Genomic DNA, 23,691 nt, shown 5'->3' with positions numbered 1-23,691 from the left:
ACCATGCAGCGCACCGTGTTCAACGACGATCACGAGACATTCCGCAAGACCCTTCGCGACTTCATCGCCAAAGAGGTCGTGCTGCACTACCACGACTGGGAGAAGCAGGGCCACCCGCCGCGCAACTTCTACAATCGGCTCGGCGAACTCGGCGTGCTCGGCATCGAAGCGCCTGAGGAGTTCGGCGGCGGCGGCATCAAGGACTTCACCTACTCAATGGTGATCGCCGAGGAGACATCGGCGGCCGGCGTGACCTTCGGCAGCTATTCGGTGCATTCGAATCTCATCCTGCCCTACCTGATGGAGTACGGAACCGACGAGCAGAAGCACCGCTGGCTGCCCGGATTCTGCTCCGGCGACATCATGTTCGCCATCGCGATGACCGAGCCGGGAACCGGTTCGGACCTCGCGAACATCTCCACCACCGCCACGCTGTCCGAGGACGGCAGCCACTACGTGCTCGACGGCGCGAAAACATTCATCACCGGTGGTGCACTCGCCGACCGCGTCCTCGTCGTCTGTCGCACTTCGCCGTTCGACGCGGACAACCGCCGGTCCGGGCTCTCCATCCTGGTTGTCGACACCACCTCCGAAGGGTTCTCCGTCGGCCGCAAGTTGGAGAAGATCGGGCTGAAGGCATCCGACACCGCGGAGCTGGCGTTCAGTTCGGTTCGCGTTCCCGTCGAAGACCGCCTCGGCGACGAGGGCGCGGGATTCTCGTATCTCACACACAATCTCGCGCAGGAACGGCTGACCATCGCGGTCGGCGCATCGGCCACCGCCGCGGCCGCGGTACAGCACGCGCTGGCATACACCACCGAGCGCGATGTTTTCGGCAAACCGGTGTCGTCGTTCCAGAACACCAAGTTCGTGCTTGCCGAATGCTCCACCGAGGTCGAGGCGATCCGGCAGTTCGTCGACCGGGCCATGGAACTGCACAACGCCGGGGATCTCTCGGTGCCCGACGCGGCACGAGTGAAATTGTTCGCCACCGAGACCGCCGGCCGGGTCATCGACAAATGTCTGCAACTGCACGGCGGGTACGGCTACATCCTGGAATACCCGATCGCCCGCCTCTACGCCGACACCCGAGTGTCGCGAATCTACGGCGGCACCAACGAGGTGATGAAGACGATCATCGCCAAGGACCTGGGGCTGTAGCGGACTCGGTCATGGTGGCACCGCCGACGCGAGGACCGACGTGGGACCGGGCGGCCCTCGGATAGGCTCGCAGTGTGTCTGTCTATGACCACGGATTCGCCCGGGTGACCGGAGCGGTCCCACTCGTCGCCCTCGCCGACCCGGCCACCAATGCCAAACGCATCATCGAACAGGTGCGCGCATCCGCCGACGATGGCACGGCTCTCGTGGTGTTCCCGGAGTTGGGATTGTGCGGTTACAGCATCGACGACTTGTTTCACCAGGACGCGATCATCGACGCCTGTCTGGCAGGTCTGGCGACGATCGTCGAGGCGACGACGGGGCTGCGGCCGGTGGTGGCAGTGGGGTTGCCGCTGCAGGTCGGCGACGGCCTCTACAACTGCGCCGCAGTGATCCACGACGGCGAGGTGCTGGGCGTGGTGCCGAAGTCGTATCTGCCCAATTACCGGGAGTTCTACGAACAGCGCTTCTTCGCGGCCGCCCGCGACGCACCGGTCACCACCGTGACCGTGCTCGGCCGCGACGTGCCGTTCGGGGCGGATCTGATCTTCGAGGCGACCGACCTCGAGGGTTTTCGGGTTCACGTGGAGATCTGCGAGGACGGTTGGGTGCCCATCCCGCCGAGCACCTGGGCAGCGCTGGGCGGTGCGACAGTGCTGGCCAACCTCTCCGGCAGCCCGGTCACCGTGGGCAAAGAGGGCTATCGAAAGTCCTTGTGCACCAGCCACTCCGCTCGGTGCGTTGCCGCCCACATCTATGTGGCGGCCGGGTTCGGGGAATCGACCACCGATCTGGCGTGGGACGGCGACGCCTTGATCACCGAAAACGGCACCCTGCTGGCACGCTCCGAGCTGTTCGCGATGGAGGCACAGACCATCACCGCCGACATCGACCTGGATCGGCTGCGTCAGGAACGGATGCGGATGATCAGTCTGCGCGACCAGGTCGGCGATTTCGCCGACGGCCTCAAGCCGTTGCGCCGGATCCGATTCACCCTGGGCGAGACTGCCTCGGCAGACGACAGCCTGCGCCGCGCGGTCCCTCGATTCCCGTTCGTGCCCGCGGATTCCGCCGACCGCGATGCGCGTTGCCGCGAGGTCGGCAACATCCAGGTCCAAGGACTCGCCGCGCGGCTGCGCGCCACCGGCATGGACAAGATCGTCATCGGCGTGTCCGGCGGTCTCGACTCCACTCTGGCGCTGCTGGTCGCGGTGGACACCTTTGACCGACTCGGGCTGCCGCGCGAGAACATCCTCGCCTATACGATGCCCGGTTTCGCGACCGGATCGGCAACGCTGCGGCGGGCACACATCCTGATGGACAGCCTCGGTGTGAGCGGCACCGAGATCGACATCCGTCCGTCCTGCGAGCAGATGCTCGCCGACCTGGGCCATCCGTACGCGCGTGGCGAGCAACTCTACGACGTCACCTTCGAAAACGTACAGGCCGGCGAGCGGACCTCGCATCTGTTCCGGCTGGCCAACCACCACGGCGCGTTCGTGTTGGGCACCGGAGATCTCTCCGAGCTGGCACTGGGTTGGTGCACCTACGGGGTGGGCGACCAGATGTCGCACTACAACGTGAACTCGTCGGTGCCCAAAACGCTGATCCAACACCTGATCCGGTGGATGATCGCCACCGGCGCCTATTCCGACGAGACGGCCGACGTTCTGGCCGAGATCCTCGACGACGTCATCTCACCGGAGCTGGTGCCGGCCGACGACGACGGTCGCATCCAGAGCACCGAGGACACCGTCGGCCCCTACGAGCTGCACGACTTCTTCCTGTATCACCTCACCCGGTTCGGTTACCGTCCCGAGAAAATCGCCTACCTGGCGGGCCAGGCGTGGGGCGACCGGGACCGCGGCGCGTGGTCGGAGTTGCTGACCGCTGATCGGCGCAACGAATACGATGCGGCCACCATCGACAGTTGGCTCCGGGTGTTCTTGACGCGGTTCATGAACAGTCAATTCAAGCGCAGCGCGATGCCCAACGGACCGAAGGTCGGTTCCGGTGGTTCACTGTCCCCGCGCGGGGATTGGCGGGCCCCCAGCGACTCGGGTGCCCGCGCGTGGCTCGACAGCTTCTGACCGACCGCCCGCCGTGACCGGAGTCAGTCGCAGGCCTCGAGCAGCTGCTTGAGTTCCTCGTCGAAGGCGTGCGCGATCGACCAGACGTCGGGTGTCTGGTCGGTGCAGGCGACCACGCCGACGTTGATGTGACCGTCGGCGGAGAACACGGTGATGTTGAGCCCGAGGCCGTGAAAGATCGGCCCGAGCGGATACACCGACGTCACCCGCGCACCGAGGAAGTAGAGCGGGAAATCGGGGCCGGGGACATTGGATACCAGCACGTTGAAGATCGGCGGATGACTTGTCGCGAGGTGGCGATCGCCATAGAACTTCATCAGCGTCGACATCGTGGTTCCCGGCGCGAACTGGGCCCAGCCGCGCAACATGTTCGCGTCGATCTCTGCGTGATGCTCCTTGGAGGTCCGGGTGAGGTCGGCGGCGCGCTCCACCCGCGCGACCGAGTCGCCGAGATCCGACGGCAACCGCGTGAACATGCCGGTCACCTTGTTGGTGCCGGTGGTGACCAGTGAGCTCTCATCAGACCCGTGTACCGACACCGGCACCATCGCGATCAGCGGCTGTTCGGGTAGCTCGTCGTGTTCGAGCAGGTAGCTACGCAACGCTCCGCCGGTGATGGCGAGCACGACGTCGTTGATCGTGACGCCGAACCGGTTCTTGACCCTCTTCACGTCGTCAAGGGACAGCTGGGTGAGCGCGATCGACCGATGCGGGGTGATCGGCCCGTTGAAGCGGGTCCGCGGCGCCTGGAACGGCGCAGGCATGGCCGACTTGGAGCGGCTGCGGCGAAACCATCCGATCGGGACGCCGACAGTACCGGGCACCAACTTCGCCATCGCGATCGGTCGCTGCACGAAGAAATTGACCGCCCCACCGACGGCCATCGAGGTCCGCGACGACGGGCCGGCCGTCTCCTGCATCTTCGCGGTGTCGAGATCCGGGGATTCGGGTGTGAGCGTGCACAGTTGGGCGAGCATCTCGGCGCTGGTCACCCCGTCGGTGCCGGCGTGGTGCATCCGTAGCATCGCGGCGATCCGGCCGTCGGCCATCCCTTCGATGATCCACAACTCCCACAACGGCTTTCCACGGTCGAGGGTCTGCCCGGCAAGATGTCCGCACAGTTCGGCGACCTCGAGTTCGCCACCGGGTGCGGGCACCGCCACGCGATGCACGTGTCGCTCGATGTCGAACCGTTCGTCCTCGATCCACACCGGGTGATCGATGTTGAGCATCGAATTGTCCAGTTTGCGTCGAAAAGCCGGCATGGCCGCGATGCGGCGTTCGAGTTCGTCGCGCATCTTCTCGAAGCTGTAACCACCGGGCACGGTCGTCGGGTCGATCTCCATCAACCCGATCACCTGCATCAGCTGAGATCGGGTCTCCAAGTACAGGAATGACGCGTCGAGTCCGCTCAACCGTTGCATACGATCACCATCTGCTCCCACCGATCTCACTGCCGAGCCACCCCGGGTGATGCCCGCCGTTTGCGAACCGTCCTCATCATGCCTGAGGCCCGCGCCGCGACGGGCCGGTTCAGCTCAGGTGACCGGCTGCGGCGAAGCCACCCGAATGAGAACACGTTCAGGGTAGGGTCACCTCCCGATGAGCACATACAGCCACGCCGAGCTCGACGACGCCTTTCGCGTCTTCCAGAAGACGGTCGCCGAGATCGCGGTGACCCGTGACTGGGATCGTTTCGCCGAGATGTTCACCACCGACGCCCGCTACATCGAGCACGCGCTGGGCACCATGGCCGGGCGCGAGGAGATCCGCACCTGGATCTGGAAGACCATGACCACGTTCCCCGGCAGCCACATGACCGGCTTTCCAGCCCTGTGGCACGTGGTGGACGCACCGACGGGGCGGGTGATCTGCGAGGTCGACAACCCCATGCGCGACCCCGGCGACGGCACCCACATCACGGCCACCAACCTGACGATCCTCACCTACGCCGGGGACGGTCTGTGGTCGTGCGAAGAAGATGTGTACAACCCCTTGGAGTTCGGACAGGCCGCGGCGCGTTGGTGTGAGAAGGCCGAGCAACTCGGCACCCTTGACGCCGAGGCCCTCCGGTGGCGGGAGACCGTCGGTGCGATGTTCGCCCGGCGCCGGTAGCACCCGACGATCACGCGCCGGGCATTCGGCGCATGCCCGGCGATGTTGGATGTGATCCCCCGGCCGGTGGTGAATCCGCCTGTTTTGCTGTGAATTCACTGCGAGCGGTACCGATGATCGGCCGGTATCGGGCACCATCGACAGGCAACGAGCACGAGGTCGAGGCAGGTGACCGAGGACACGCGAGCCGCACGTAACGAAGCGGGGCCGCGGTTACGATTGCGTAGGTATGGACTTGGGTCGACCGGCCCGGTGACGTACCCTGGACGACTGATCACCGTGTCAGTCGGGCGCCGAGACCACCAGACACGACATGCGGACAACACCGTTCGGAGGAAAGTATGGCACGCGAGCTGACTCAGCTTGAACTGCTCAAGGAGCTGTCACCGGTCGCCGAGGACAACGTCAACCGGCACCTGAAGATCGCCAAGGACTGGAACCCGCACGACTACGTCCCGTGGGACGAGGGCCGCAACTTCGCCGCTCTCGGCGGCGTCGACTACGACCCCGAGCAGTCTCAGCTCGACGAAGTCGCCAAGGCCGCGATGGTCACCAACCTGCTCACCGAGGACAACCTCCCCTCCTACCACCGAGTGATCGCCGAGAACTTCTCGATGGACTCGGCCTGGGGCCACTGGGTAGGCCGCTGGACCGCCGAGGAGAACCGGCACGGCATCGTCATGCGCGACTACCTCGTGGTGACCCGCGGCGTCGACCCGGTCGCCCTCGAAGAGGCCCGGATGATCCACATGACCAACGGCTACGATCCGTTGCTGGCCGCAGCCGACCGTGCCGAGGAGATGAAGGAAAAGGGCGAGGAGGTCGGCCTGCTGCATTCGGTTGCCTACGTCACCTTCCAGGAGCTCGCCACTCGTGTCAGCCACCGCAACACGGGCAAGGCCTGCGCGGACCCCATCGCCGACAAGATGCTGCAGCGCATCGCCGCCGATGAGAACCTGCACATGATCTTCTACCGCAACATCTGCGGCGCCGGCATGGACATCTCGCCCGACCAGACGCTGCGCGCGGTCACCGACATCGTGACGAACTTCCAGATGCCCGGCGCGGGGATGCCGAACTTCCGCCGCAACGGCGTGCTGATGGCCAAGCACGGCATCTACGACCTGCGCCAGCACCTCGAAGAGGTCATCATGCCCGTTCTGCGAAAGTGGAAGGTCTTCGAACGCGAAGACTTCTCCGCGGAGGGCGAGAAGACCCGCGAGGAGCTCGGCAACTTCCTCGAACAACTCGAAAAGGACACCATCCGCTTCGAGGAGATGCGCGACCGCTCACTCGCCCGCGAGGCCAAGAAGCGGGAACGGGAGCAGCAGGCATCCTGACCACGACCATCAACCGCCCGGCGCCTTCGGACATCGAAGGCGCCGGTTCGGCGTCTCCAGAAGCCGGAGCCGCAGCTCTGCGGATCGGTTCCATCGAACTGGCCAGCCCCGTCGTGCTGGCCCCGATGGCCGGGGTCACCAACGTCGCCTTCCGCACCCTGTGCCGCGAACTCGAACTGGCCCGCACCGGCACGGTGTCGGGTCTGTATGTGTGTGAGATGGTCACCGCCCGCGCACTCGTTGAGCGACATCCGGTCACCATGCACATGACGACCTTCGGTCCGGACGAGAATCCGCGATCGATGCAGCTCTACACCGTAGACCCCGAGAACACCTACGCCGCGGCCAAGATGATCGTCGACGAGAACCTCGCCGACCACATCGACATGAACTTCGGTTGCCCGGTCCCCAAGGTGACCCGCAAGGGCGGCGGATCGGCAATTCCTTACAAGCGCAAGCTTTTCCAGCGAATCGTCGCAGCCGCGGTGAAGGCCACCGAAGGCACCTCGATCCCGGTGACCGTGAAGTTCCGGATCGGCATCGACGACGAGCACCACACGCACCTCGACGCGGGCCGCATCGCCGCCGGCGAAGGCGCACAGGCCGTGGCCCTGCACGCGCGCACCGCTTCTCAACGATATTCGGGCACCGCGGACTGGGACGAGATCGCCCGCCTCAAAGACCACGTCACCGAGGTGCCGGTCCTGGGCAACGGCGACATCTTCGAGCCCGCCGACGCGGTCGCGATGATGCGTCACACCGGGTGCGACGGGGTCGTGATCGGCCGCGGTTGCCTCGGCCGACCGTGGCTCTTCGCCGAACTCGCCGCCGAACTGAACGGGCTCGAGGCGCCTGCTGCGCCAAATCTCGGCGAGGTGTCGAAGATCATCGTGCGCCACGGTGAACTGCTCGCTGCCCACCACGGTGAGAACAAGGGCATGCGCGAGATCCGCAAACACGTCGCCTGGTACCTGCGCGGCTTTCCGGCCGGCTCGGACCTGCGTAACCGACTCGCTCTCGTCGGCACCCTCGAGGAGCTGCGCGAACTGGTCGCGACGCTGCCCGACGACGCACCGTTTCCCGACGACGGTCACGGACCCCGCGGTCGGCAGGGCTCCCCGGCCAAGGTGGCGTTGCCGGAGGGATGGCTAGACGACCCGTACGAGGACGTCGTGCCCGAAGGCGCCGAGGTGATGCACTCGGGTGGATGACCTGCCCATTGCGCTTGTCCGCATGGTGGCTGAGAGATCTTCTCAGGTGCAATCAGTACTATGACGCGGAGGTTCCGCGTGCGCGGAGCCATGTCATGGTGCGCCAGAGCTGGTGCGCGAGAGCCGACAACCCGGTGCGCCACTGCGTCGGGGTCGAGGGGAATCAGAGTTGAGTCGTAGGGGATCGGGACCGGACGAACCGGCCGACGAGGGCAGTACGCCCCGCCGGGGCCGGCGCGCGGGCCGCTCCGGAGCCGCCAACGACTTCTCCGAGATGTTCGGTCAGGCCCCCACCAACGATGCCCCGGCGCACGGGGCGCTCCATGAGCCGCGCGCCACCGACCGCTATGTGCGCGGCCGCACCCGACTCACGGTGCGCGAGCTCATGGAGCAGATGAACGCGGGCGGTGAGGCCGGCCCGGCCGAGCCCAGCAGAGTTCGCCGACAACCGCCGGCCGACGAGGCACCGACCGAGGTGCACCGGTTCGAAGACCTCGAACGGTTTCCCAACGAGAACGACGTCACCACGCAGATCCCGACGATCCGGCCGCCGGCGACCGTGCCCGACACCGACGTCGATCTCTCCGACGACGCCACCCGCGAGCGAGTCACCGCCGAGTCACGCGGTCAGGGCAGTCGCGTGCGACCGTTGCAGCCCACTCCGGATCTGTCCGACACCATTCCGCCGAGATCGCGACCTCGGCGTCATCCCGGCACCCGCGCAGACCGTCGCAACCTCGGTCACAACGTCACCGTCACCGGCCGCATCCTCGTCGCGGTCGCCTGCGTGATGGCGCTGGTGGGCACCGGTTTCGTCTGGGGTTATCTGCAGTCGTGGAATGGCAACTGGAAGACCATCAACGCGGTCAACCCCGAAGACGCCAACATCCGCAACAAGGATGCCCAGTACGGCGACGAGAACTACCTCATCGTCGGCACCGACACCCGGGCCGGCCAGAACGCGAAGGTGGGCGCGGGAACCACCGACGACGCAGCCGGCGCCCGCTCCGACACCATCATCCTGGTCAACATCCCGGCCAACCGCAGTCGCGTCGTCGCCGTATCGTTCCCGCGTGACCTGCAGGTGGACCGGCCCGCCTGCCAGCAGTGGGACAACGCCACCGGCACCTACGGCGAAGAACTGCCCGCCGCTTACGGCGTCAAGCTCAACGGGGTCTATGCCGACGGCGGTCCGAAGTGCCTGGTCAGCGTGATCACGCAGATGAGCGGCCTCAACATCAACCGGTTCATCGCCATGGACTTCTTCGGCTTCGAAAAGGTCGTGCGCGCGGTCGGCGGCGTCGAGGTGTGCTCCCCCACCCCGCTCTACGACTACGAACTCGGTCAGGTGCTGCGCAAGCCGGGTACCCAGAAGCTGACCGGCAGACGCGCGCTCAACTACGTGCGAGCCCGCAACATCGCGTCGGAGGGCAACGGCGACTACGGACGCATCAAACGCCAGCAACTGTTCATGTCGTCACTGCTGCGGGCGACCCTATCCGGCAATGTCCTGTCGAGTCCCAACAAGCTCAACAGCATCGTCAACACATTCATCGAATACAGCTTCGTCGACGGGGTCGACACCCAGTCGCTGCTGAACCTGGCCGAATCGATGCAAGGTATCGAGGCCGGGCGCGTGACCTTCCTGACCATCCCGACGTCGGGCACCACGACCGACGGGCTGAACAACGAGATCCCGCGCACCGACGACATCAACGCCATCTTCAACGCGATCATCGACGACGCCCCCCTGCCCGGCGAACAGGCCAAGCAGCAGGCGGCATCGTCGTCGAGCAGTTCGTCGACGTCGGCGACGTCACGCAGTACCACCTCCGAGTCGGCGCCGACGCAGGTGTCGGCGACCGCACAGAACCCCGGCAACGTTGGAGTCCGTGTACTCAACGGCAGTGGGCGCACCGGCGCCGCCGGCGACACCTCCGATCAACTGGTGTCGATGGGCTTCGACGTCCGCGGGGTGGCCGATGCCTCGGAGAACCGCGAGGACACCGTCATCCGGTACGGCGGCGGTGAAGAGGACTCTGCCGCCACCCTGGCCACTATGTTCCCGGGATCGTCGATCCAGCTCGACCGCACGGTGAAATCGGGCGTCGAGGTTATCCTCGGGTCGGAGTACGACGGTTCGATGGGCTCTCCGGCCGCCGTCGGGAGCACGATCTCGGTGTCGCAGCTGCCGCCGGCCTCCAACACGTCCAACCTGCCCAACGACCTCGCGGTGACCAACGCAGGCGACACTACCTGCAGCTGACCTGCGCGAACACGCCAAACGCGCAGTATGCACCGGGCGTTCACGGCTCGTTCATCCGCAGGGTCCACAAGCCCACCGGTGTGCCAAGTATTGTGGACTACATGCGTACCGCCTACCATGAGCAGCTCGACGCGCTCAACACCATCCTCGGCGAGATGTGCGAACTCGCCGGCTCGTCGATGGCCCGCGCCACCCAGGCCCTGCTCCAGGCCGATCTGGCCATCGCCGAAGAGGTCCTTTCCGAGACCGAGAGAATGAATCAGCTGTCGGCCCGCGCCGAGGAACAGGCGTTCGCGCTGCTCGCCCTGCAGGCGCCGGTGGCCGGTGATCTGCGTGGGATCGTCAGCGGTTTCCAGATCGTCGCCGACGTGGACCGGATGGGTGCGCTGGCGCTGCATGTGGCCAAGGTCGCGCGTCGCCGTCACCCCGCCAAGGCACTGCCCGAGGAGGTCAACGGCTACTTCGCCGAGATGGGCCGCCTCGCCGTGCAGCTGGCCACCACCGCCCGCGAGGTGCTCAACACGCAGAATCCGCAAGATGCCATCCGCCTGCAGGAGGATGACGACGCGATGGACGACCTGCATCGGCATCTGTTCACGGTCCTGATGGACCGGGAGTGGAGCCACGGCGTGGCCGCTGCCGTCGATGTCACGCTGCTGGGCCGATACTACGAGCGCTTCGCCGATCACGCGGTCCTCATCGGGCGCCGGGTGGTCTTCCAGGCGACCGGCCAGACACCCGAGCAATTCCTCGAGGTGTCCTGACCACCGGAGATCTCGATTCGTACCGCACCGCCGGACTCGCCCGCCGAGACCGGCGGTGCGCTCGTCTGCGGGTCGCGTCGCCCCTGCCGCCCGATGCGAGGCACATCCCGACCGCACACCAGGTGAGACTGCGCTCACCAAGTCGGACTTGGGATTTCGTCCTCGGACCGGCGGCACGCTATGGTGACCGACATGGATCGGCACCATCGTGTGGAACCCGACTTCAACGCCGTCGACGACGACGGGCACGCTGCGGCTGCCCACCGACGACAGATCCTCACCTACAGCGGATTCACGCTGTCGCTGATCGCGTTGTTGGTCATCCTGGTCGTCAGTATGTGACCCTCCCTCGGTCACACACTAAACCCTCCCCCCACCGAAACGACTCGCGCCGCAGACCTTGTCGGTCCGCGGCGCGAGTCGTCGATCGTGTGGCTGTCGGATTTCAGCCGAAGCGGCCGGAGATGTAGTCCTCGGTTTCCCGCTTGGTCGGCGCCGAGAACATCGTCTCGGTGTCGTTGATCTCGATCAGCTGACCGGGCTGGCCGACGCCTTCGAGGTTGAAGAACGCGGTCTGGTCACTCACACGGGCAGCCTGCTGCATGTTGTGGGTGACGATGACGATCGTGTAGTCCTTTTTCAGCTCACCCATCAGATCCTCGATGGCGAGCGTAGAGATCGGGTCGAGCGCCGAGCACGGCTCGTCCATCAGCAACACGTCCGGCGACACTGCGATCGCACGGGCGATGCACAGACGCTGCTGCTGTCCGCCCGACAGGCCGCCGCCCGGCTTGTCGAGGCGATCCTTGACCTCTTCCCACAGGTTGGCGCCGCGCAGGCTGCGCTCGCACACCTCGTTGAGCTGACTCTTGTTGCGGACGCCCTGCAGCTTCAGCCCGGCCACCACGTTGTCACGGATCGACATGGTGGGAAACGGGTTCGGCCGCTGGAACACCATGCCGATGGTGGTGCGCACCGCGGTCGGGTTGATGTCCTTGGCGTAGATGTCCTCACCGTCGAGCAGCACGCTGCCCACCGCGTAGGCGCCCGGAATCTCCTCGTGCATGCGATTGAGCGTGCGCAACACGGTGGACTTGCCACACCCCGACGGCCCGATGAAAGCCGTGATGCTGCGGGGCGGCACCGAGAGAGTCACGTCCTTGACGGCGTGGAACTTGCTGTAATAGACGTTGAGATCTTTGATGTCGAGGCGCTTGGCCATGATGATGCCTTTGCTGTGTGGCGGCGGTCGAGGACCGTTTTACTTGGTCTTGGGGGCGAGGAACTTGGCGGTCATGGCGGCGACGAGATTGAGCGCCGCGATGATGATGATCAGCGTGAGCGCCGCACCCCAGTAATAGAAGTCCGATGCCGGCTGCGCGGAGGCCCACATGTCCTTGATGAACAGCGGCAACGAATTCATCCCGCCCTCGAACGGGTTGGTCTGCACCTGCGAGCTCGCCGGGCCGGCCAGGATGAGCACCGGGGCGGTCTCCCCCATGATGCGGGCGATGGCGAGGAAGACGCCGGACAGCATGCCCGACAGGGCAGTGGGCAGCACGACCTTCATGATGGTCCGCCACTTGGAGATACCGAGAGCGTACGACGCCTCGCGCAGTTCGTCAGGGACCAGTTTCAGCATCTCTTCGGTGGACCGCACCACGATGGGGATCATCAGCAGGATCAGCGCCAGGCTCACCATCAGCGCGCTCTGGCCCATCCCGAGTCCGATCACGAAGACGGTGAAGATGAACAGGGTGGCGACGATCGACGGGACACCGGCCAGGATGTCGACCATGAAGCTCACCGGCTTGACCAAAGGGCTGGTCGGATACTCGACCAGCATGATGCCGGTCATCACCGCGATCGGCACCGAGATCACGGTGGCGATCAATGCCTGGATCAGGGTGCCGATGATCGCCTGAGAGATACCGGCGCCGTACTGCGTGGTGGTGTCCACGCCGTAGGCATTGCCGAACCACCAGTTCGGGTCGGCAAGCGCGGGCGCACCGTTGGAGATCACGGTCCACAGCAACCACACCAGTGGGATGACGCCCAACACGAAGCAGAGCGCGAACGTGCCGCGGGCGACCTCGTTGCGCATCTTGCGACTGGCCGACACCTCTCGGAAAGCGGTGGCCGAGGACTTGACCGGCCCACCGGGTGTCGTATCGACGGTCACGGTCATCCGTTCACCTTTCCACCGGCGATCACACGGGCGATCGCGTTGACGACGAATGTCAGGACGAAGAGGACGAGGCCGGCCGCGATGTAGGCACCGGCGGATGACTCACTGCCGACGAACTCGCCGACGTCGCGGGCGATCTTCGAGGCGAAGGTGTCACCGCCTTCGAACAGCGACCAGTTGAGTCGGCCGACGGCCGCACTCAGGATGATCATCAGCGCGATCGTCTCGCCGAGGGCGCGACCGAGCGCCAGCATCGACGCCGCGATCATCCCGGATCGGCTGTACGGGAAGGCGGTCATGCGGATGACTTCCCATTTGGTGGCACCGAGCGCCTGCGCGGCCTCTTTGTGTCCACTGGGCGTCTGCCGCAGCACCTCGCGGGTGATGGAGGTGATGATGGGCAGCATCATGATCGCGAGCACGATGCCGGCGGTGAAGATCGTGCCGCCGCCGGTGATCGACGTCTTCCCGCTCGAGAACAGGAAGAACCACCCGAAGGTGTCGTTGAGCCACACGGCGAACGGAGCGATCACCGGCGCGAGGACGTAGATACCCCACAGACCGAAGATGATCGACGGCACCGCCGCCAACAGGTCGATGACCGCGCCGAGCGGTCGCGAGACCTGCCTCGGAGCGTATTCGACCAGGAAGACGGCGATGCCGATGGCGATCGGGGTCGCCAGGAACAGCGCGAAGAACGAGGTCAAGACCGTGGCCCGGAACAGTTCCCAGACACCGAAGGATGCGGTCCCATCGGCGAAGGCAGCTCCGCTCGTGTTCCAGTCCGAGGAGAAGAGAAAATTCGCGTTGTTGTCGAGAAGCGCCGGAATGGCATCGATCAACAACGAGATCCCGATCCCGGCGATCAGGATGATGACCAGCAGACCGGTTCCCTGCGCCAGGTACGAGAAGACCCGGTCGCCCACCTGACCGCGACTGCTACGCAGACCCGGGTGTAGCTGTTCTTCTAGATCGTCGCCGGGGGTGAGGTTCGGATCCTGATCGGGCGTCTGGGTCGGCACCGAGCCGGACGAGTGCTTACCCGTCCGGCCTCGGCCGACACCGGTGGTGTCATCCACTGACATGATGGTGAATCGCTCTTCTCTCGGTTGAGTTCGAGCCGCAGTTACTGAATGGCCTCAATCGAACCCTGCAGCTTGGTCTGGAACTCCTGCGGCAGCGGGATGTAGCCCGCGTTCTGCAGATCCTGTCCCTGGTTCTGCGGTGCAGAGGCAACGCTCAGGAACGTCTTGACACCCTGTGCGGTGGCGTCGTCCGCGTAATCGGAGCACACCATCTCATAGGTTGCCAACACGATCGGGTAGGCACCCGACTCGGTCGGCTTGTAGAACGAGGAGGTGTCGATCACCATGTTGTGGCTCTCGTCGCCATTGGCCAGCGTGGCACCATCGATGGTCTTTCCACCGGACTCTGCGGTCAGGGCGACGCCCTCGGGGTCCTGGTCGGTGATGATCTTGGCCATCGACAGGTTGTTGGACTGTGCATAGGCCCACTCGACATAGCCGATCGATCCGGCGGTCGGGCCGATCGCCGAGCCGACGCCCGGGTTACCCTGCTTGCCCTCGCCGACACCGCCGTTAAAGGTCTTGCCGTCACCCTTGTCCCAGCCGCCGGCGGCAGTCAGGTACTTCTGGAAGTTGTCGGTGGTACCCGACTCCTCGGCGCGGTAGATCACGCTGATGGGCAGATCCGGCAACTCGACGCCCTCGTTCTCGGCGGCGATGGCCGGGTCGTTCCAGTTGGTGATCTCGCCGCCGAAGATCTTCGACAGCGTCGGGCCGGAGAGCGCGAGGTCATCGACGCCCTCGACGTTGTAGGCCACCGCGATCGGGCCGAAGACCAGCGGCAGGTTCCACGCCTCGGAGCTGCATCGCTGCTGGGCGGCGGCGGCGTCGTCGCCTTCCAGCGGCGAGTCGGAGCCGCCGAAGTCGGTCAGGTTCTGGGTGAAGTCAGAGACGCCCTGGCCGGAACCGCCACCCCCGTAGGCGAGTTCGAAGCCGGGGCAGGTCTGGGCGAACGACGTGGAGAAGATGGTCATCGCATTTGCCTGCGCGGTCGAGCCACTGGCCTGCAGATCCTGTTTGCCCTCGCACTGGATGTCCGCCACCGCCGACGCGGGTGCGGCGCTGCTGTCCCCCCTCTCCGAGTTGTCACTGCACGCACTCAGGATGAGCGCGGAGGTGGCCGCCAAGGAGGCCACCGCAACACCGGAACGACTCAATTTCACAGGATTCCTCCAGCATCAGAACATGGTGCACCGCAGTCACGGCATCACCCGGTCGCTGGAGACATTAGGATTCGCTGGTGGACACTCCGCGCCCCGAGGGTTAACGGAAGATGAATTACCATCGCTATACCTTCGCCGAATGTGATCCAACACTCAACGCGCCCGAGTGCGCATCCGGCAGAACAAACAGCCGATCCGCGATAGTCGCAAAACATCCTGTCCCAGAATAGCGCTCGGCCCCGAGCGGCTACGCAAAACACAGAGAACGGGTGAACACGAGGTGAACCGCAAGGACCGCCGCCCGCCGGTGTCCGGCGGCACCCGAGTGGCGCTGATCGACCTGCTGCACGCACAGCGCCGTTGCGCCTCGGTTTTCGGCCCGATGCCCGTGCCGACGGTCGACGAGGCCCGCGACCGCCTGTACGCGATGGCCGCCGCCGGCCCCGCGCTGCGACTCGGTTTACGTCCATCGGCGCACCACATCCACTGGCAGCCCGCGCCGACGGCCACCGCGGTGTCGATCGCCCCCCAGTGGATTTCCCCCGGGCGGATTCCCCCCGCGTGGATTCCCCCCGCGTGGATTTCCCCGGAATCGGTTGCCACGGAGTCGGATGCCCAATCGGCCTGCACGCAGTCGATCGCCGACAGGGGTCGGATCGAGCCCGAAGGAGATCCGCTGGCCCTGCTCGAATCGGTGCGGGCACTGCCCGACGCCGGTCTGCGCGTGGTGTGCGCGGGAGATCTGGTCGCCGTCGATTTCAACCACGGACTCGGCGATGTCGCGTTCACCCAGGCCGTGGTCGATGCGATGATCGGCGGGCTGACGATGTCCGATGCGCACTGGGACCGATACCGAGGCACCACCCGTCCGCTACTCGCGGCCGCCATCCACACCTTCGGCCGCCACCCCGGACGGCTGGCGAGCCTCGGGCACTCCCGTCGGCACCGACTCCCCACCGATGACGCCGACACACAACGCGCGGCTCCACCGGAGCCCGGACCGGGCGCACCTATTCCCGCCGGCGCCGGCAGACCCCCGAGCGCCGCCACCGTGCGCATCCCCGTCATCGAGATGCGCCTGCTGCGCGATGCGCGGGACCGCGATCTGCCCGGGGTGAGCATGTTCGCAGTGCTCACCTGCGCCCTGGTCCGGGCGCTACTCGACGCGGGCATCGACCTCGACCCCGCGGTCACCATCCCGTTCGACCTCCGCCCGTACCTCCCGGCCGGCACCGATACCCTCGCCCCGCTCTCGGCCGGCCTGACCTTCCCAGTCACGGCGGACACCGCGGCCCGGACACTGACGCAGATGCTGGACGTGGCAAGCCGCTCCGGTCGGCCGGTGGCGACCATGACGATCGGCACGATGGGGGAATGGACGAGTCGACTCGCCCGTCGACACCCGCCGGCGCCGGACTCGTCGTTGCCACGCGCCCAGCTGCTCCATTCATCGGTGGGTCGCCTGCCACAGACCGCGCATACCCGGTTCACCGATCCGGCGCGCGCGGTCAACTACACCGTCAGCGATCCCGCGACACCGACGGGCATAACCGTGACGTCGTCGACGGTCGGCGGCGCGCTGTGCGTGACCGCCGCGTTCTATCCTGAGTATTCCGACGCCACGGCCGTCAGAGCCGCCCTCGCGGCGCTCCCCGGCCATGTGGCGACCACCCTCCACCACAAGTGACATAGACCACAAAAGAAGCTGAGAATTAGGCAAGGGTTACCTAAACAAATAGGGTCTCATGCACCGACAGTTGCGTGGTGACGGGCGCTCGAAGCGGTTCCGCCACATGCGCGTACTCGATGACGAAGGGGCGCTGTGACCGGCACACGAGTAGACAAGACCACTCCGCGAGTAACCGTGGTGATCCCCATGCGCAATGAGGCCCTGAACCTTCCATACGTGGCCGAACGGATGCCCTACGTCGACGAGATCGTCGTGGTCGACGGCGCATCGGTCGACGACACCGTCGCGGTGGCTCGTCGGCTCTGGCCGGACGCCGTGATCGTGCAACAGACGCGCACCGGAAAAGGCAACGCACTGGCCTGCGGGTTCGCCGCGGCCACCGGCGACATCATCGTCATGATCGACGCCGACGGCTCGACAGACCCCGCCGAGATCCCGGCCTTTGTGCGCGCCCTGACCGAAGGTGCGGATCTCGCCAAGGGCAGTCGCTTCTCACTGGGCGGCCACAGCGACGACATCACCGCACTGCGCCGCCTCGGCAACAAGGGACTCAACGGCCTGGTGAACCGGATCTTCCACACCGGGTTCGCCGACCTCTGCTACGGATACAACGCGTTTTGGCGCCGGCATCTCCCCATCATCGACCTGCCCTCGACCGACACCACCGAGGCGCAGTGGGGAGACGGCTTCGAGGTGGAGACGATCATCAATGTGCGGATGGCCCGTGCGGGCCTGACGATCACCGAGGTCGGTAGCCACGAAAGTCGACGAATCCACGGACGCAGCAACCTCAACGCGGTGAGTGACGGACTGCGGGTGCTGCGCACGATCGATCGCGAGCGACGCTCGCGCAGGGCCGGGCAGCGGGGCGCGCACAGTGAATCGGACGCCGCCGAACCCAATGACGTCGCCGCCGATACCGCCGTCGCCGAAACCGGTGGCGCCGAAACCGGTGTCCCTGAAGCCGAAGTCGTCGAAGCCGACACCACCCCGGCCGCGGTTGCGCGCTGACGAGCACTACCGATCGAGAAGTATGACCCACGAGATCAGAACACAGGTCGCCATCATCGGCGCCGGCCCCGCCGGGCTCACCCTGGCGCAGATGCTTCACCTGCAGGGCATCGACACCGTCGTGATCGAGCGGCAGTCGCAGGCACATGTGCGCGCCCGGATCCGGGCCGGTGTCATCGAACAGACCACCGTCGACCTGCTCCATGAGATCGGCCTGGCCGACCGACTCCGACGTGAAGCTCTGGTGCACAACGGTTTCTATATCCGTTTCGATCGCACCACACATCACCTCGACTTCCACCGCCACCTCGATAGGCACGCATTCGTCTACGGGCAGAGCGAACTCGTCGCCGACCTGATCGATGCGCGCCACGCCACGGGTCGTCCGCTGCACTTCGAGGCGACCGACGTCAGCGTGCATGACATCGGCACCGACGCCCCGTTCGTCGAGTTCGTCGTCGACGGACGGGCCCACCGGATTCGCGCCGACTTCGTGGCGGGATGCGATGGCTTCCACGGCATCTGTCGACAGGCTCTCGATCCCGACCGGACCACCGTTGCGAACCGGACCTACCCGTTCGCCTGGCTCGGCATCCTCGCACGCACCACCCCGGTCACCGACGAGGGCATGTATTGCGCGCACCCCGATGGGTTGTCGGTGCACAGCATGCGCGGCCCGCACCTGACCCGCCAGTATCTGCAGGTGCCGGCACACACCGACCTCGGCACGTGGTCAGACGAGCAGATCTGGCGGGAACTGCGTCGACGCAGCGCAGCTGACGACCATCCCGAACTCGAGACCGGCGAGATCATCGAGCGATCCCTGGCGCCGCTGCGCAGTGTGGTCACCGACCCGATGCAGCAGGGTGCGCTGTTCTTGCTCGGGGACGCGGCCCACATCGTGCCGCCCACCGGAGCCAAGGGCCTCAACCTCGCGATCTCCGACGCCTGCGTCCTGTCCCACGGCCTCGGACATTATTACGCCACCGGGGACCACACCGCGCTGGACCGGTACAGCGAGACGGCGCTGCCGCGAGTCTGGCAGGCACAAGCGTTCTCGTGGAATCTGACCACCACGCTGCATCGCCTCGGCGACGATGGGTTCGACTGGCACCTACGCCATGCCCGGCTGACGAGATGGACGAGCTCGGTCCACGAGGAACGCGCGCTCGGCGAGGTCTACCTCGGCCTGCCCTTCCCGACACCGTGGCGCCCCCGCGATTGCCGCATGTTATAGGCGAGGCTAACCTTACTGAACGAGTGTCGTCGCTCCGCGCCTCGCGGAACGACGACAACCGCACGCTCACCGATCGGAGAACAGTGTGATCGACAATCCCGACGCCCGCAGGCACCTGCCATCGGGCAAGCAGATCCGGTTGTCCCGGATCTTCGGTGCCGTCAATCGCCGCGCCCTGGTGGTGCCGCTCGATCATTCGGTGACCATCGGCCCGCTCGGCGCCGCCGGACATGCCGATCACACCGCCGCGATCCTGGAACGTGCGGGCGCCGATGCCCTCATCGTGCACAAGGGCCGAGCACGCACCATCGCACCGACCCGATTCGGCGCCATGGGTCTGATCGTCCACCTGTCGGCCGGCACCAACCTCGCTGTGGACCAGACCCGCAAGGTGCTCGTCGGGTCCGTCGAGGAGTGCTTGGCTCTCGGCGCCGACGCGGTAAGCGTGCACGTGAACGTGGGGGCGCCCACCGAAGCGCAACAGTTGACCGACCTCGGAGTCGTGGCAGCGGAATGCGACCGCCTCGGTGTGCCTCTGCTGGCGATGATGTATGCGCGCGGCGGAGTCGCCGACACCGCGCCGACGTCGGTGTCGACACTCGCCCATCTCGGTGCCATCGCCACCGATCTGGGCGCGGACATCGTGAAACTCGACTATGCCGGTGCACCCCAGCAGATGGACGAGGTCGTCGACACCTGCCCGCTGCCCATCCTGGTCGCCGGTGGTCCGGCCACCGCCACCGACGACGACGCCATCGACTTCGGCATGCGGGTCGCCGAGTCCCGGGTGGCCGGCCTCAGTTTCGGCCGCCTCATCTTCGGCGCCGACCATCCCCACCGCGTGGCGAGGGCGTTGGCGGAGCGTCTGCACCGCGGATCGGACCCGAGTCGACCACTGGCCGCCGCCCTCGAACTCGCCTGATCGGTTTACCGACCCCGAGCCTCCATCCCCCGAGCCCAGCCCAGCCGAACAGAAAGACCACCGTGAACTCCTCCACCGATATCGTCACCGACGACATCACCCCACTGACCGCGGTCCCCGCTGCCGACAACGGCCCCGGGCCGGACGGCACGGCCCGTGCCCACTTCGCCTGGATCGACATCCGGGGCACCGTCGGCGACGTCCGCGCCGCACTGGTACAGGCGGCCATCCACCACCGCATCGACGGCATCGTGAGCGACGACGCCGACACGTTGTCCGATCTCCCCCCCACGATCCGCCGGGTCCTGGCTGTTGCTTCGCCGGAGGTCGACGTCGAGGCTGCCAGTCAGGCAGACATCGTGCTCGCCGCGCACACGGGCCGTGATGTCAACCCGATCGTGGACGCGGGCCCGTCCGCCGAGGCGGGGGTACACGTGGTGGTCTCCGATGCAGACACCCTGCGGCACGCCTGCGAGACGGTGCGCCGGGCGCCGTGGACACTGCTGACCTTCACCGATCCCACCAAGATCCCGCTGGAGATCGTGATAGCGGCGGCGGAGAACTCCGGCGGTCGAACGGTGACGGTGGTCAACGACATCGAGGACGCGGGGATCGTCAAGTTGGTTCTCGAGCACGGCTCGGACGGCTTGTTGCTGGCCCCGCGCAGCGCCGATGACGTCGCGACGCTCGCCGACGTGATCCGGCCCAGCGCCGATCGCATCGAACTCGGTGAACTCACCGTCACCAAGGTTGAACACATCGGCATGGGTGAGCGGGCCTGCATCGACACCTGCTCCTTGCTGGAGAAGGACGAAGGCTGCCTGATCGGTTCCTTCTCCACCGGTATGTTTCTGTCCTGCAGCGAAACCCACCCGCTGCCCTACATGCCGACCCGACCCTTCCGCTGGAACGCCGGTGCGGTGCACTCCTATGTCCTCGTGCCCGACAACCGGACCCGGTATGTCAGCGAACTGCAGGCGGGCCAGCCGATCCTGGCCATCCGCAGCACCGGCGAGGTCCGCGAGGTGCGGATCGGCCGGGTGAAGATCGAACGGCGACCGCTGATCTCGGTGACCGCGACCACCGATGACGGTCGGGTGGTCAACGTCATCGCACAGGACGACTGGCATGTGCGACTGCTGGGACCGGGCGGGTCGGTGAACAACGTGACCGACCTGACGCCCGGCGACAAGCTGCTCGGCTATGCCCCGCCGGAGTCCCGACACGTCGGCCTGCCCATCACGGAATTCTGCGACGAGCGCTAGGTCATGAGCATCGCCGAACTCGGGACCGGCGTCGGCATCAAACCGGGGGGCGCCGGGCCGCAAGTCCTCTGGTACATCAATCCGACCGACGGCGAGGTTCCGTGGGAACCGTCCGAACGGGTGGCACCCACGTTCGATGTGATCCGCCACCAGGCTCGGACGCTTGATCGGCTCGGCTACTACGGCGCGCTGACCACCGCGCGCGAGGCGATCTCGCTGGTGGCCGACACCGAACGACTACGCTTCCTGATCCCCGAATACCCGGGAGTCAAACCTCCGGTGCTGCTCGCCGAGGAAGCTCAGGTCTTCGATCAGTATTCCGGTGGTCGACTGATCTACAACCAGGTCAATGGCGCCGACCCCGTGCTGCACCGGTACGGCCGCTTCGGCTCCAAGGCCGAACGCTACCGCGTCTCGGCTGAGTTCTGGACGCAGGTCAAACGTCTCTACCTCGACGACGCTGAACCGTTCGAGGGTGAGTTCTTCTCCTACGGACCGCGGTACAAGCCCGCGATACCGGGTCCGCGCCAGCCTGGCGGCATCGAGGTGTGGGGCACGGGTGCATCGCCGGAGGGCATCGCACACGCCGCGGAGGTGCTCGACGTCTATCTGTCGTTCATGTCCGAACCCACTGCGCTGACGGGCCTGTTCGACCGGGTCCGCGCCGCCGCCGCCGAGCGCGGCCGACGTCTCCGGTTCGGGGTGCTGGCCAGTGTCATAGTGCGCGACACCGACGAACAGGCGTGGGAGCGCTTCGAATGGCAAGTGAACCGCACCCGCCCGGAGACCGTGCTGGCCACCGCCGATCGTAATCTCCGCAGCTTCGGCTACCCCGGCCTCGATGAACTCAGCAGTCGCGATCCGCAGGTACAGAATCGGATCGACGCGTTGCGCGCCGGCCGCCTGCCGGACCGCGCAGATCTGGAGTTCGCTCCGAACATGGCAGCGGGACTGACCACCTGGACCGCGGCCGAACCACCCTTCGATATCGCGGGCAAGGGCACCGGCACCTATTTCGTGGGCAGCCCGGAGAATGTCGCCGCCGCGATGTCGGCGGTGGCCGAGCAGGCCGGTGTCGACATCTGGATTCTGTCTGGCTGGCCGTTGGCGGCTGAAGCCGAGATCACCGCCGAACTTCTTCTACCGCTGTTGAATCCGTCTCACGCAAGCACACCGCCGCAGACCTGACGCCAGGTCGCCGACACGAGTCGGCAGATCACACGCGCACCGTGACGATCACCCCGTGATGATCCGACCCGGGAATATCAATGCGCCGCAACGATGTCGGGACGGGTCCATTGCGGGTGAGCACACGATCGAGCGCCAGGAGCGGCGGGTAGCGGCGATCGGCGGGATAGGTTGCCACGATCCCGGACCCGAGATGCTCGGCGGCATCGACGAGTTGGGGCGAGCCGTCGACGTCGGAACCGGTGAGCAAGTCGCGAAACGGCCGGTGATCATAGGTGGAGTTCACGTCGGCCCCGATGATCAGCGGCTGCGTGTCGGCGGCCAAGATCGCCTGCAGGCGTCGCAGCTCAGCATCCCAACGCCAAGACGCCTCCGGGTAGGGCGGCAACGGATGCAGCGCGTACACCGATACGCCGCCACGTCCCGGAACATCCAGCCGAGCATGGAGATTGGCGAGCCGGAATCCGTGCAGCGCGGCTCCACCGTCGAGCGGTGTTCGAGCATAGATCCCGGCGCCACCGCCGCCGTCGCGCGGGACCTCGAAGGCGTAGGGCAGTTCTCGCCGCAGACCTGCCGAGTCGAGCGCGGTGGCCGCCGCTCCGGTCAGTTCGATGACGGTCAGCACGTCCACCCGCGCATCGCGGACCTGCGCAACAAGGGCGGCCGGGTCCGCGGTGCCCAACTTGATGTTGGCCTGCATCACGGCCAGATCAGTGGTCGAGACCTGTTCGGTCACACCGCGATACAGCGGTGCCTGGGAAGCGACACCGGCGGCCGCGACCACCACGGCGATGCCGGCGAACACCCACGACCGGCAGATCAGCAACAGGACCGCCCCGAGGATTCCCACGGCGATGAGCACCGGCGCGAACGACGCGACCCGGGTGACGGTGTTGCTGACCAGTCCGGAGAAGTGGGCGCCGATCCCGCACGCAGCCAAGGCGACGCACAGGATTCCGATCACACGGACGACACGCAGCATGACATTGATCTTG

Annotated in this window: 20 protein-coding genes; 14 read left to right on the top strand and 6 right to left on the bottom strand. The window is 66.2% G+C overall.

Annotated elements, in window-relative coordinates; genetic code table 11:
- Positions 1 to 3: 3 nt before the first annotated feature.
- The gene (locus OSB52_RS05240; protein ID WP_266060533.1) at positions 4 to 1,161 is read left to right on the top strand and encodes an acyl-CoA dehydrogenase family protein; all 1,158 of its coding nucleotides are present in this window, start codon (positions 4 to 6) and stop codon (positions 1,159 to 1,161) included.
- Positions 1,162 to 1,235: 74 nt separating this feature from the next.
- Positions 1,236 to 3,251: an NAD(+) synthase gene (locus OSB52_RS05235; protein ID WP_266060532.1), complete on the top strand. Its 2,016-nt coding sequence runs from the start codon at positions 1,236 to 1,238 to the stop codon at positions 3,249 to 3,251.
- Positions 3,252 to 3,274: 23 nt separating this feature from the next.
- On the opposite strand, the gene OSB52_RS05230 is transcribed toward OSB52_RS05235, so the two are convergent.
- The gene (locus OSB52_RS05230) at positions 3,275 to 4,675 is read right to left on the bottom strand and encodes a WS/DGAT/MGAT family O-acyltransferase (RefSeq protein ID WP_266060531.1); all 1,401 of its coding nucleotides are present in this window, start codon (positions 4,673 to 4,675) and stop codon (positions 3,275 to 3,277) included.
- Between the two features lie 178 nt (positions 4,676 to 4,853).
- Here OSB52_RS05230 and OSB52_RS05225 point away from each other — a divergent pair, with 178 nt between their 5' ends.
- The 6 genes from OSB52_RS05225 to OSB52_RS05200 all read left to right on the top strand — a co-directional run bounded on the left by OSB52_RS05225 (position 4,854) and on the right by OSB52_RS05200 (position 11,289).
- On the top strand, positions 4,854 to 5,366 hold the full coding sequence (locus tag OSB52_RS05225; RefSeq protein ID WP_235725910.1) for a nuclear transport factor 2 family protein: 513 nt from the start codon (positions 4,854 to 4,856) through the stop codon (positions 5,364 to 5,366).
- A 341-nt stretch (positions 5,367 to 5,707) separates the two neighbouring features.
- Entirely contained in the window at positions 5,708 to 6,706 is a 999-nt protein-coding gene (locus tag OSB52_RS05220) for an acyl-ACP desaturase (protein ID WP_266060528.1), read from the top strand.
- 32 nt (positions 6,707 to 6,738) lie between these two features.
- Positions 6,739 to 7,917: a tRNA dihydrouridine synthase DusB gene (gene dusB / locus OSB52_RS05215; protein ID WP_266060565.1), complete on the top strand. Its 1,179-nt coding sequence runs from the start codon at positions 6,739 to 6,741 to the stop codon at positions 7,915 to 7,917.
- Positions 7,918 to 8,086: 169 nt separating this feature from the next.
- Positions 8,087 to 10,183 carry an LCP family protein gene (locus OSB52_RS05210; protein WP_266060527.1) on the top strand — a complete coding sequence of 699 codons (2,097 nt, stop codon included), beginning with the start codon at positions 8,087 to 8,089 and terminating at the stop codon, positions 10,181 to 10,183.
- A gap of 101 nt (positions 10,184 to 10,284) precedes the next feature.
- Positions 10,285 to 10,947, top strand: coding sequence for a phosphate signaling complex protein PhoU (gene phoU / locus OSB52_RS05205; RefSeq protein ID WP_235725914.1), 663 nt, complete (start codon positions 10,285 to 10,287; stop codon positions 10,945 to 10,947).
- 192 nt (positions 10,948 to 11,139) lie between these two features.
- The gene (locus tag OSB52_RS05200; protein WP_235725915.1) at positions 11,140 to 11,289 is read left to right on the top strand and encodes a hypothetical protein; all 150 of its coding nucleotides are present in this window, start codon (positions 11,140 to 11,142) and stop codon (positions 11,287 to 11,289) included.
- Between the two features lie 103 nt (positions 11,290 to 11,392).
- Here the strand turns inward: OSB52_RS05200 and pstB are convergent, their stop codons facing one another.
- From pstB to pstS, 4 genes are read right to left on the bottom strand one after another with little or no spacing between them, the layout of a single operon-like run.
- Positions 11,393 to 12,169, bottom strand: a complete 777-nt coding sequence (gene pstB / locus OSB52_RS05195; protein WP_235725916.1) for a phosphate ABC transporter ATP-binding protein PstB — start codon at positions 12,167 to 12,169, stop codon at positions 11,393 to 11,395.
- 39 nt (positions 12,170 to 12,208) lie between these two features.
- On the bottom strand, positions 12,209 to 13,135 hold the full coding sequence (gene pstA, locus OSB52_RS05190) for a phosphate ABC transporter permease PstA (RefSeq protein ID WP_235725917.1): 927 nt from the start codon (positions 13,133 to 13,135) through the stop codon (positions 12,209 to 12,211).
- The gene (pstC, locus tag OSB52_RS05185; protein WP_235725918.1) at positions 13,132 to 14,220 is read right to left on the bottom strand and encodes a phosphate ABC transporter permease subunit PstC; all 1,089 of its coding nucleotides are present in this window, start codon (positions 14,218 to 14,220) and stop codon (positions 13,132 to 13,134) included. The genes pstA and pstC overlap by 4 nt, the downstream gene beginning before the upstream one ends.
- A 41-nt stretch (positions 14,221 to 14,261) precedes the next feature.
- Positions 14,262 to 15,383 carry a phosphate ABC transporter substrate-binding protein PstS gene (pstS, locus tag OSB52_RS05180; protein ID WP_235725919.1) on the bottom strand — a complete coding sequence of 374 codons (1,122 nt, stop codon included), beginning with the start codon at positions 15,381 to 15,383 and terminating at the stop codon, positions 14,262 to 14,264.
- 280 nt (positions 15,384 to 15,663) lie between these two features.
- On the opposite strand from pstS, the gene OSB52_RS05175 reads away from it, so the two are divergent.
- The 6 genes from OSB52_RS05175 to OSB52_RS05150 all read left to right on the top strand — a co-directional run bounded on the left by OSB52_RS05175 (position 15,664) and on the right by OSB52_RS05150 (position 22,696).
- Positions 15,664 to 17,070: a hypothetical protein gene (locus OSB52_RS05175; RefSeq protein WP_266060526.1), complete on the top strand. Its 1,407-nt coding sequence runs from the start codon at positions 15,664 to 15,666 to the stop codon at positions 17,068 to 17,070.
- 135 nt (positions 17,071 to 17,205) lie between these two features.
- Positions 17,206 to 18,084, top strand: coding sequence for a glycosyltransferase family 2 protein (locus OSB52_RS05170; RefSeq protein WP_266060525.1), 879 nt, complete (start codon positions 17,206 to 17,208; stop codon positions 18,082 to 18,084).
- 22 nt (positions 18,085 to 18,106) lie between these two features.
- Positions 18,107 to 19,321 carry a 4-hydroxybenzoate 3-monooxygenase gene (locus OSB52_RS05165; RefSeq protein ID WP_266060524.1) on the top strand — a complete coding sequence of 405 codons (1,215 nt, stop codon included), beginning with the start codon at positions 18,107 to 18,109 and terminating at the stop codon, positions 19,319 to 19,321.
- 85 nt (positions 19,322 to 19,406) lie between these two features.
- Positions 19,407 to 20,243, top strand: coding sequence for a 2-amino-3,7-dideoxy-D-threo-hept-6-ulosonate synthase (locus OSB52_RS05160; RefSeq protein WP_266060523.1), 837 nt, complete (start codon positions 19,407 to 19,409; stop codon positions 20,241 to 20,243).
- 62 nt (positions 20,244 to 20,305) lie between these two features.
- On the top strand, positions 20,306 to 21,508 hold the full coding sequence (locus tag OSB52_RS05155; RefSeq protein WP_266060522.1) for a 3-dehydroquinate synthase II family protein: 1,203 nt from the start codon (positions 20,306 to 20,308) through the stop codon (positions 21,506 to 21,508).
- 3 nt (positions 21,509 to 21,511) lie between these two features.
- Complete coding sequence (locus tag OSB52_RS05150; RefSeq protein WP_266060521.1) at positions 21,512 to 22,696, top strand: LLM class flavin-dependent oxidoreductase; 1,185 nt, start codon at positions 21,512 to 21,514, stop codon at positions 22,694 to 22,696.
- 28 nt (positions 22,697 to 22,724) lie between these two features.
- Here the strand turns inward: OSB52_RS05150 and OSB52_RS05145 are convergent, their stop codons facing one another.
- Entirely contained in the window at positions 22,725 to 23,678 is a 954-nt protein-coding gene (locus OSB52_RS05145) for an endonuclease/exonuclease/phosphatase family protein (RefSeq protein ID WP_266060520.1), read from the bottom strand.
- Between the last annotated feature and the right edge of the window lie 13 nt (positions 23,679 to 23,691).

Source organism: Gordonia aquimaris (assembly GCF_026262595.1).
GTDB lineage: Bacteria > Actinomycetota > Actinomycetes > Mycobacteriales > Mycobacteriaceae > Gordonia > Gordonia tangerina.
Note: the sequence above shows the minus strand (reverse complement) of the source record. Positions and strands in the feature narration are given on the sequence as shown.